This window comes from Eggerthella sp. (genome assembly GCF_048329335.1).
In the GTDB taxonomy this organism is placed as follows: domain Bacteria; phylum Actinomycetota; class Coriobacteriia; order Coriobacteriales; family Eggerthellaceae; genus Eggerthella; species Eggerthella lenta.
Genome location: NZ_DBFEGU010000474.1, coordinates 1 through 8,219, shown reverse-complemented (window position 1 = coordinate 8,219; position 8,219 = coordinate 1). Strand labels below are relative to the sequence as shown.

Below are 8,219 nucleotides of genomic sequence, written 5' to 3'. Positions count from 1 at the left end.
GGTGTGGCCGTCGCGCTCGACCCGACGGTCGAAGCTATCGAGGCGGCTGCGAACATGGGTGCGAACGTGCTGGTCACTCATCATCCGGCGTTCCTCGCGCCGCCCGCCTCCTTCATGCCGGCCTCCTCGGTGGCGGCCAATCCGGGCGCGGGCGTGTGGCGCGCGGTCGAGCGCGGCGTATCCATCCTGTCGTACCATACGGCGCTCGACGTGAGCGTGCGGGCGCAACGCGTGCTGCCCGGCATGCTGAGCCTGACGTTTCAGCAGGTGCTCGATCCCATTCCCGGGTCGCGCGAGAAGGGCTACGGTCAGCTGTGCACCCTCGGCGAGGACGACGGGCTCACGCTGGGACAGCTGGCCGCGCGCTGCACCTCGGTGTTCGGCCGGGCGCCGCGCGTATGGGGCGACTTCCCTCGCGAGCTCGACCGCGTGGTCACCTGCACGGGGTCGGCCGGCGATCTGGGCCGCGCGTGTCTGCGGGCGCAGGTGGACTGCCTCGTGTGCGGCGAGATCAAGTACCATGATGCGCTCGAGCTCTCCCAGGCGGGCTTGGCCGTCGTCGATCTCGGTCATGACACCAGCGAGCTGCCGCTCGCAGCCGTGCTGGCTGCTGCGGTGGAAAACGCAGGAATTCCCGGTGATCTGGTGACGGTGCTCGATCAGGGAGATAACTGGTCGTACCCTGAAACGGTACGGGTATAATGCTAAGGAGCGTCGCAGCGGCGGCGCTCCGTTCGAACAAAGGATGCGCATGCACGTAGACACCGACGATCTTGCCACGCTGCTGAAGATGCAGCATCTCGACCTGGAAGCCATGCGCGACAAGAAGAAGCTCGAAGAGCTTCCCCAGCGCGCCGTCATCCTGGAAGCGCGCTCGAAGAAGAAGGCGATCGAGCAGAAGCGAGCCCAGCTCGACGCGCTCCATGCGAAAGCCGACGCGCAGCTTTCGCGTATCGACGACGAGGATCGCTCGCTTTCCGAGAAGCAGCGTCAGGTGCAGAGCGAGATCGACGCGGTGCGCGGCGACTACCGCGGCGTGGAGGCGCGCACGAAGGAGCTCAACGGCTTCGCGAAGCGCCGCAACACGCTGGAAGCCGACCTGACCGCCGTCGGCGACGAGCTGGCGAAGATCGAAGGCGTGCAGGCGCAGGTGGCATCGGCGTTAGAGAGCTTGGAGCGCCAGGAGGCCGAGGCCACGGCGGCGTTCGTGAAGGAAGGCGGCGCGCTCAAAGACGCGCTCGCGCGCATCGAGGCCGAACGAGCGATGCTGGCGTCCTCGTTGCCCGCCGACCTGCTTGACGCCTATAAGAAAACGGCCGCGCGCACGGGCGGCGTGGCCGTGGGACGCTTGCAAGGCTCGAATTGCGGCGTGTGCCGCATGGCCATCGAGGGCGGCCGCCTCATCGACATGAAGGGCCAGGGCAACGTGGCTCCGTGCCCTCAGTGCGGAAGGCTGCTCATCCTGGAGTAGGGGATACGGCGCGGGCCCTGCTCGCGCCCATCGAGAGAACGACAAAAAGCCCGCGCGAGCGGGCTTTTCAATGTCGGCTTGTTGGCCGGCCTCATCGGCCGGCGGACGTGCTATGCGCGCTCGACCTTGCCGGCCTTCATGCACTTCGTGCAGACGTTGGCCTTGCGGACGTGACCCTCTTTGTCCTTGATGGTCACGCGCTGAATGTTCGGACGGAACCAGCGGTTCGTCACGCGGTGCGAGTGGCTGACGTTGCGTCCTGCGCTCGGCGCCTTACCGCAAACTTCACAAATCTTCGACATCGTTCATCACTCCATGTACGTTGGGTACTCATCGGCAAAAACCGTTGATGACAAAAAAGCCCTCACACTATAGCACATAAACGAAAAGGGTTACAAGAATTTTTCGTGTAGTATACTTTCGCCTGCTACCAGGCGCGCCGCACAGCGGCAAGCCCTTGCGCTATACTGCGTTAGCAGGTTTTTTGTCGTGCGCGGCACCCCCGCGCCGTGAAAGGAATGCCATGAACGATACGATAGCGGGCAACCTCCACGTTGCCAATGACGTACTGGCCGACATGGTCGGCAATGCAGCGCTCGAGTGCTACGGCGTCGTGGGCATGGCCGCCCCGAACGCCGCCGACGGCATCGCGAAGATCCTCCCCGCGTCCCGCCTGCGCCGCGGCGTGGTGGTCACCACTACGGAGGTCGGCGTGCACGTGGAGCTGTACGTCGTCATCGAGTACGGCACGAACATCAACACGGTGTCGCAGAACCTCGTCGACCAAGTGACGTTCGCGTTGAGCGAGTACGCTCGCGTTCCGCTCGACGGCGTCGAGGTGCACGTGCAGGGCGTGAAGGTGCGCAAGTAGCGCGTCCTCCCTGCCATGATGAGCCGCTGCCCGCCCGGAGAGAGGGGCGAAGGCGCTCTGCGGCATAACGTTTAAGGAGAATAGATCAGCATGCCAGAACCCTATACCGCGAACGACCTGCTCAACGCCATCGCCGTCGCGAGCAAGACCCTGAGCGAGCGCAAGGACGAGATCAACCGTCTGAACGTGTTCCCGGTGCCCGACGGCGACACGGGCACGAACATGTCGCTGACGCTGGAGACGGTCGTCGAGAACCTGGCCAACCTGCCCATCGGGGCGGCCGGCGCGGAAATTCGCAAGGCGATCACGACCGGCGCGCTCATGGGCGCACGCGGAAACTCCGGTGTCATTACCTCGCAAATTTTGCGCGGCCTGTGCGAGGGCAGCGTAGGCCATGACGAGCTGAACGCCGACAGCATCGACGCGGCGTTCGCGAAATCGCAGGAAGTGGCGTTCCAGGCCGTCCGCAAGCCGGTCGAGGGCACCATCCTCACCGTGCTGCGCGACAGCGCCGCCGCCGCGAAGCACGCCCGTAAGAAGAAGATGGGCTGCGACGAGGCGCTGGCCTACGTGGTGGAGGAGGCCTACGCCTCCGTGCAGCGCACGCCCGACCTGCTGCCCGTGCTCAAGGAGAACGGCGTGGTGGACGCGGGCGGCTTCGGCCTGGCCATCTTCTTCGACGCGTTCGTCTCAGCGCTGCTGGGCAAGGAAGGCCCCATGGTGGACGAGCTGGCGTTCGCGCGCGGCACGGCGCCGAAGGTGGAGATCGAGCAGATCAACGACTGGGAGGGGTCGGCGTACCGCTACTGCACCGAGTTCCTCGTGCATTCCGACACGGTGGACGTGGACGCGGCCAAGGACTTCCTGCCCACGATGGGCGACTGCGACCTCATGGTGGGCATGCACCCCAACTTCAAGGTGCACGTGCACTCGAACCGCCCCGACCAGGTGCTGGGCTGGTTCCTCACGCACGATGCGCAGATCTCCGAGGTGCACATCCACAACATGCAGCAGCAGAGCGCCGCGCGCACCGACGCGCTGGCCGCCGAGCAGGGGGAGGCGCCCAAGCCGCTCGGATTCGTGGCCGTGGCCGCGGGCGAGGGCAACGCGAAGATCCTCAAGAGCCTGGGCGTGGACGTGGTGGTGTCCGGCGGGCAGACCATGAACCCGTCCACGAAGGACCTGCTTGATGCGGCGGGTCAGGTGAACGCCGACGCCGTCATCATCCTGCCCAACAACAAGAACATCATCATGGCCGCCCAGAGCGCCTGCGAGCTGGCCGAGACGCCGTGCGCCGTGGTTCCCACGAGAAGCGTGCCCGAGGCGTTCGCCGCCCTGTTCGGTTTCGACGAGGGCGCCAGCCTCGAAGAGAACGTCGAGTCGATGACCGAGGCCTACGCCGACGTGAAGACCGGCGAGGTGACCGTGGCAATCAAGGATTCCAAGGACGCGCACGACAACCCCATCAAGGAGGGCGACGTCATCGGCATCGCCGACGGGGCCATCGAGGCCGTGGGCTCCACGACCGAGGACGTGGTCATGGCGCTGCTCGGCACGATGGAGGCCGAAGACGCCGACACGCTCACCATCCTGGCGGGCGAGGATATGGGGGATGACGCCTTCGACGCGCTGATCGCGCGCATCGAGGATGCTTACGACGACCTCGAGATCGACGCCCACCGCGGCGACCAGCCCTTGTACCCGGTGGTCATGTCAGTTGAATAACGACCGGCCCGACAGACTGGCAGCAACGCTCGCGCTCGACGAATCGGTCGGGCGCGTTCGTTTGGTGAGCCCGGCGCGCGCTCGCGCGCTCGACGGGCTCGGCATCCGCACGGTGCGCGACCTGGCCACGCACTTCCCGCGGCGCTACATCGACCTCTCGCGCAAGGCAACCGTGGCCGCTGGGGTCATCGGCGAGCAGTGCACCGTCGAAGGCGCGGTGCACGAGATCAAGCTCAAGAAGCCCAAGCCGCGCCTCACGCTCGTTGAGCTGTCGCTCGTGGACGGCACGGGCGTGCTCATGGTGACGTGCTTTCGTCAGCCATGGCTCATGGACCAGGTGAAGCCCGGCATGCGCATCGCGGTGGCGGGCAAGCTGGAATTCAACTACGGCTTCAAGCGCATGACGAACCCGTATCTGGAAGTCCTCGACGGCGAAGGGGCGGCCGAGGGCATGATCATCCCCGTGCATCCCGCTTGCGAGAAGATATCCGCTGCGTGGATGCGACGGCTCGTGGGAAACGCGTTGGAGGCCGTATGCGGGCTGCATGATCCGCTGCCGCTCGAGCTGCGTGCGAAGTACCGCCTGATGAGCCGCGGCGCGGCGCTGTCGTGCATCCACTTCCCGCATGCGATGGACGAAGTGGCCGAGGCGCGCCGCCGCCTCGTGTACGAGGAGCTGCTGCTGCTCGAGCTGATGCTCATGCGCGAGTCGCGCGAGCGCACGGACGGGTGCGAACCGGTCGTCCACGCGGTGGACGGGCCGCGCATGGCGGCGCTCGCCGAGGCGGTGCCCTTCCGGCTTACCGACGAGCAGGAGGAGGCCAAGCGCGACATCCTCGCCGCCCTCGCTGCGCCGCAAACGGCGAACCACCTGCTGCTGGGCGACGTGGGCACCGGCAAGACCGTCGTCGCCGCCTTCGCGCTCGCGGCGGCCGCGGACACGGGTGCGCAGGCTCTGCTCATGGCTCCCACCGAGGTGCTCGCGCGCCAGCACGGCAAGAGTCTGGGGCCGCTGTTCGATGCCGCCGGCATCTCCTGGGCGGTGCTGACCGGCTCCACGCCCTCGGCCGAACGCGAGGCCGTCCTCGCGCGCGTGGCGGAGGGCTCGGTGGACGTGCTCATCGGCACGCACGCGCTGCTCGAGGACGATGTGGCGCCCAGGCGGCTCAGCCTCGTGGTCATCGACGAGCAGCAGCGCTTCGGCGTGGAGCAGCGCGCCAAGCTGCTGGCGAAGGGCGATGCGCCCGACGCGCTGTACCTCACGGCCACGCCCATCCCGCGCTCGCTGGCGCTGGCGCTGTTCGGCAACCTGACCTTGTCCTACCTCAAGCACCGACCGCACGACGCGGCGCAGCGCGCCACGTTCGTGCATCAGAAGGCCGACCGCGGCCATGCCTACGACGCCGCCCGCGCGGCGCTCGCGCGCGGCGAGCAGGTGTACGTGGTGTGCCCCCTCATCGGCCAGGATAGCGGCGAGCGCGACGCGAAGGCGGCGGACGGCGGAAGCGGCGGACGGCGGCGCGAGGCGGACGAGGAGGCCTACGAGTACGCCGCCATCAGCATCGAGACCGATGACGACCTGGAGGGCGACGACGTGGCGGCCGCCGCGAAAGAGGCGTCCTACTTGCAGGGAACCGTGTTCGCCGATTATCGGGTCGAGCTTTTGCACGGGCGCATGCCCGCTTCCGAGAAGCAGGCCGTCATGCAGCGCTTCCGCGACAACGAGACGCAAGTGCTCGTGGCCACGACGGTTATCGAGGTGGGTGTGGACGTGCCCAACGCCACGGTCATGATCGTTGAAGACGCCGACCGCTTCGGATTGTCGCAGCTGCACCAGCTGCGCGGCCGCGTCGGCCGCGGCGAGAAAGCCGCCGAGGTGCATCTCGTGTCGGCCTCGAAGTCCGACGCCGCCCTTACGCGCCTGTCCGCGATGGTCGACACCGACGACGGCTTCGAGCTGGCCAGCTACGACTTGTCGCTGCGCCGCGAGGGCGATATCCTGGGCAACCGGCAGCACGGCGCGTCGGGCCTCAAGCTGGTGAACGTCATGCGCGACGGCGCGGTGATCGAGGCCGCGCACGCCGACGCGGCGGCCATCCTGGAAGAGGATCCGAACCTGGAACTGCCCGCGCACCGCGCGCTTGCGCGCGAGGTGCGCATCGTGTACGCCAACGACCACGTGGCGCAAGGAGGCTGATACGCAATGAGGATCATCGCAGGCGAGTTTCGCGGGCGCACGCTCAAGGCGCCGAAGGGGGAGGGCACCCGCCCCACCACCGACCGCGTGCGCGAGGCCATGATGAGCACGGTGCACAGCGCGCGCGGCGGATTCGACGACGCGGTGGTGCTCGACGCGTTCGCAGGGTCGGGCGCGCTCGGCCTGGAGGCGCTCAGCCGCGGGGCGCGCAGCGTCCAGTTCTGCGAGCGCGGGGGCGAGGCGCTGCGGGCGCTCAACGCGAACGTGAGGCTGCTCGGGCTCGACGCGCGCCGCGCGCGCGTGCGCAAGGGCGACGTGCTGAAGGACGTGCCCTACGCGCGTCCACCGTTCGACCTCGTGTTCCTCGACCCGCCGTACGCATGCGCCGCCGCCGAGGTGCTCGGGCTCGTCGTCGCGTTGCGCACGCGCGCGGCGCTGTCCGACGATGCCATCGTGGTGTACGAGCATGCCTCGGCGGCGAACGACGAGGTGGAGGAAGCGGCAAAAGCGCGCGATTTGTCTATTGCGCAGCGCAAGAAGTACGGGGATACTGTCGTGGACGTGCTGCGCGCTACAGCGCTGCACGATGCGATCGACTGAAACCAAGAAGGAACGGAAAGCCTTACATGAAACGTGCACTGACGCCCGGAACGTTCGATCCTATCACGAGCGGACACCTCGATGTCATCACCCGAGCAGCGCAGCTGGTGGACGAGGTCGTCGTCGCCGTGGCGGCCTCGCCGAAGAAGAAGCCCCTGTTCTCCCTCGAAGAACGTGCCGAGCTGGTACGTCGGGCGACGAGCCATCTGCCCAACGTCCGCGTCGAACCGTTCGACGAGCTGCTCGTCGACCTTGCGGCGAAGCTCGACGCCACCGTGGTCATCAAGGGCCTGCGCGCAATCACCGACTTCGAGTACGAGTTTCAAATGACCGCGCTCAACTACCAGCTGAACCAGGAGCTGGAGACGTTGTTCATCATGTCGCCGCCGCAGTACATGTATCTGTCGTCGTCTATCGTGCGCGAGATCGCGAGCCTGCACGGCGACGTGGCGCAGTTCGTTCCCGCATGCGTGAACGAGGCGTTGCTGAAGAAGTTCGGCGACGCGTAGAAACTGCCCGTTAGCAGGTCACGGTTTCGCGTCGGCGCGGTTCCGACCGGGTAAAATGTGCGCGCTTTGTGCATTGGAGGTTGGCTTTCCCAACAGACATGCTAGAATATTGCGACGCATGCACGCGAGGATACCCGTGCGCGCCAACGCAGATGAAACGCAGCACGCCTGGGTGGAAGGACAATCATGGACGAAACAGGAGTCTTGGGGCTGTTGGAAGAGCTCTCGATTCTGCTTGAGGACTCTAAGCCGGTTTTCGGCAAGGGCAACATGCGCCAGGTCGACATCGCCGCGGCGTTCGAGATCATGGATGAGATCCGCGACACGTTCCCCAGCGAGTTCGCTCAGGCCCGTCAGATCGTTCGCGAGCGCCAGAGCTTGCTCGACGATGCCGAGGCCGAGGCCAACCGCATGATCGAGGATGCACGCAGCCAGGCCATGACCATCGCCAGCGAGCAGGAGATCGTCCGCATCTCCCAGCAGCAGGCCGACCAGGTGCTCTCCGACGCCCGCGAGCTGGAGCGCCAGACCCGTGCCGGCGCCGAGGACTACGCCGACGAGGTGTTCGGCCATGTCGAGCAGAGCCTCGATACGCTGCTCAACAACGTGCGGCGCTGCCGTGATCGCTTGAACGCCAATTCTTTGGCCTCGGGGCGCTAAATGGACGCGCTCCGCATCCAGGTACCCCACGAGCTCTTCGCTCCGGCGGAGAGTTCTCATTTTGAAGGCTCGATCGCCATCCCCGTTATGAAGGCCGGCCCGGATCTGTACGATTTCGCGGGGCCGCTTGCCTGGCAAGCGGACATCTCCAACACCGGCGACGCGCTCCTGGTCACCGGCACGGTT

General features: G+C 66.6%; 9 protein-coding genes and 1 pseudogene. 9 read left to right on the top strand and 1 reads right to left on the bottom strand.

What is annotated here, in order from left to right; genetic code table 11:
- Together ACMO6A_RS14715 and ACMO6A_RS14710 are read left to right on the top strand one after the other, a co-directional pair.
- A partial coding sequence (locus ACMO6A_RS14715; protein ID WP_418471470.1) for a Nif3-like dinuclear metal center hexameric protein occupies positions 1–702 on the top strand: 702 nt, incomplete at its 5' end.
- A 49-nt stretch (positions 703–751) separates the two neighbouring features.
- Complete coding sequence (locus ACMO6A_RS14710) at positions 752–1,471, top strand: zinc ribbon domain-containing protein (RefSeq protein ID WP_009608302.1); 720 nt, start codon at positions 752–754, stop codon at positions 1,469–1,471.
- Between the two features lie 110 nt (positions 1,472–1,581).
- On the opposite strand, the gene rpmB is transcribed toward ACMO6A_RS14710, so the two are convergent.
- Positions 1,582–1,773, bottom strand: coding sequence for a 50S ribosomal protein L28 (gene rpmB, locus ACMO6A_RS14705; protein ID WP_009304520.1), 192 nt, complete (start codon positions 1,771–1,773; stop codon positions 1,582–1,584).
- Positions 1,774–1,994: 221 nt separating this feature from the next.
- On the opposite strand from rpmB, the gene ACMO6A_RS14700 reads away from it, so the two are divergent.
- The 7 genes and pseudogenes from ACMO6A_RS14700 to ACMO6A_RS14670 form a co-directional block, all read left to right on the top strand.
- Positions 1,995–2,342, top strand: coding sequence for an Asp23/Gls24 family envelope stress response protein (locus ACMO6A_RS14700; protein ID WP_009304519.1), 348 nt, complete (start codon positions 1,995–1,997; stop codon positions 2,340–2,342).
- Positions 2,343–2,432: 90 nt separating this feature from the next.
- Entirely contained in the window at positions 2,433–4,067 is a 1,635-nt protein-coding gene (locus ACMO6A_RS14695; RefSeq protein WP_009304518.1) for a DAK2 domain-containing protein, read from the top strand.
- Complete coding sequence (locus ACMO6A_RS14690) at positions 4,060–6,264, top strand: ATP-dependent DNA helicase RecG (RefSeq protein ID WP_009304517.1); 2,205 nt, start codon at positions 4,060–4,062, stop codon at positions 6,262–6,264. Before ACMO6A_RS14695 ends, ACMO6A_RS14690 begins: the two co-directional genes overlap by 8 nt.
- Positions 6,265–6,270: 6 nt before the next feature.
- On the top strand, positions 6,271–6,864 hold the full coding sequence (gene rsmD / locus ACMO6A_RS14685) for a 16S rRNA (guanine(966)-N(2))-methyltransferase RsmD (RefSeq protein WP_009608378.1): 594 nt from the start codon (positions 6,271–6,273) through the stop codon (positions 6,862–6,864).
- 26 nt (positions 6,865–6,890) lie between these two features.
- Positions 6,891–7,373, top strand: a complete 483-nt coding sequence (gene coaD / locus ACMO6A_RS14680) for a pantetheine-phosphate adenylyltransferase (protein WP_009304514.1) — start codon at positions 6,891–6,893, stop codon at positions 7,371–7,373.
- 186 nt (positions 7,374–7,559) lie between these two features.
- Entirely contained in the window at positions 7,560–8,033 is a 474-nt protein-coding gene (locus tag ACMO6A_RS14675) for a hypothetical protein (RefSeq protein WP_009304513.1), read from the top strand.
- Positions 8,034–8,219 (top strand): annotated as a pseudogene (locus tag ACMO6A_RS14670) (DUF177 domain-containing protein); the annotation flags it as partial.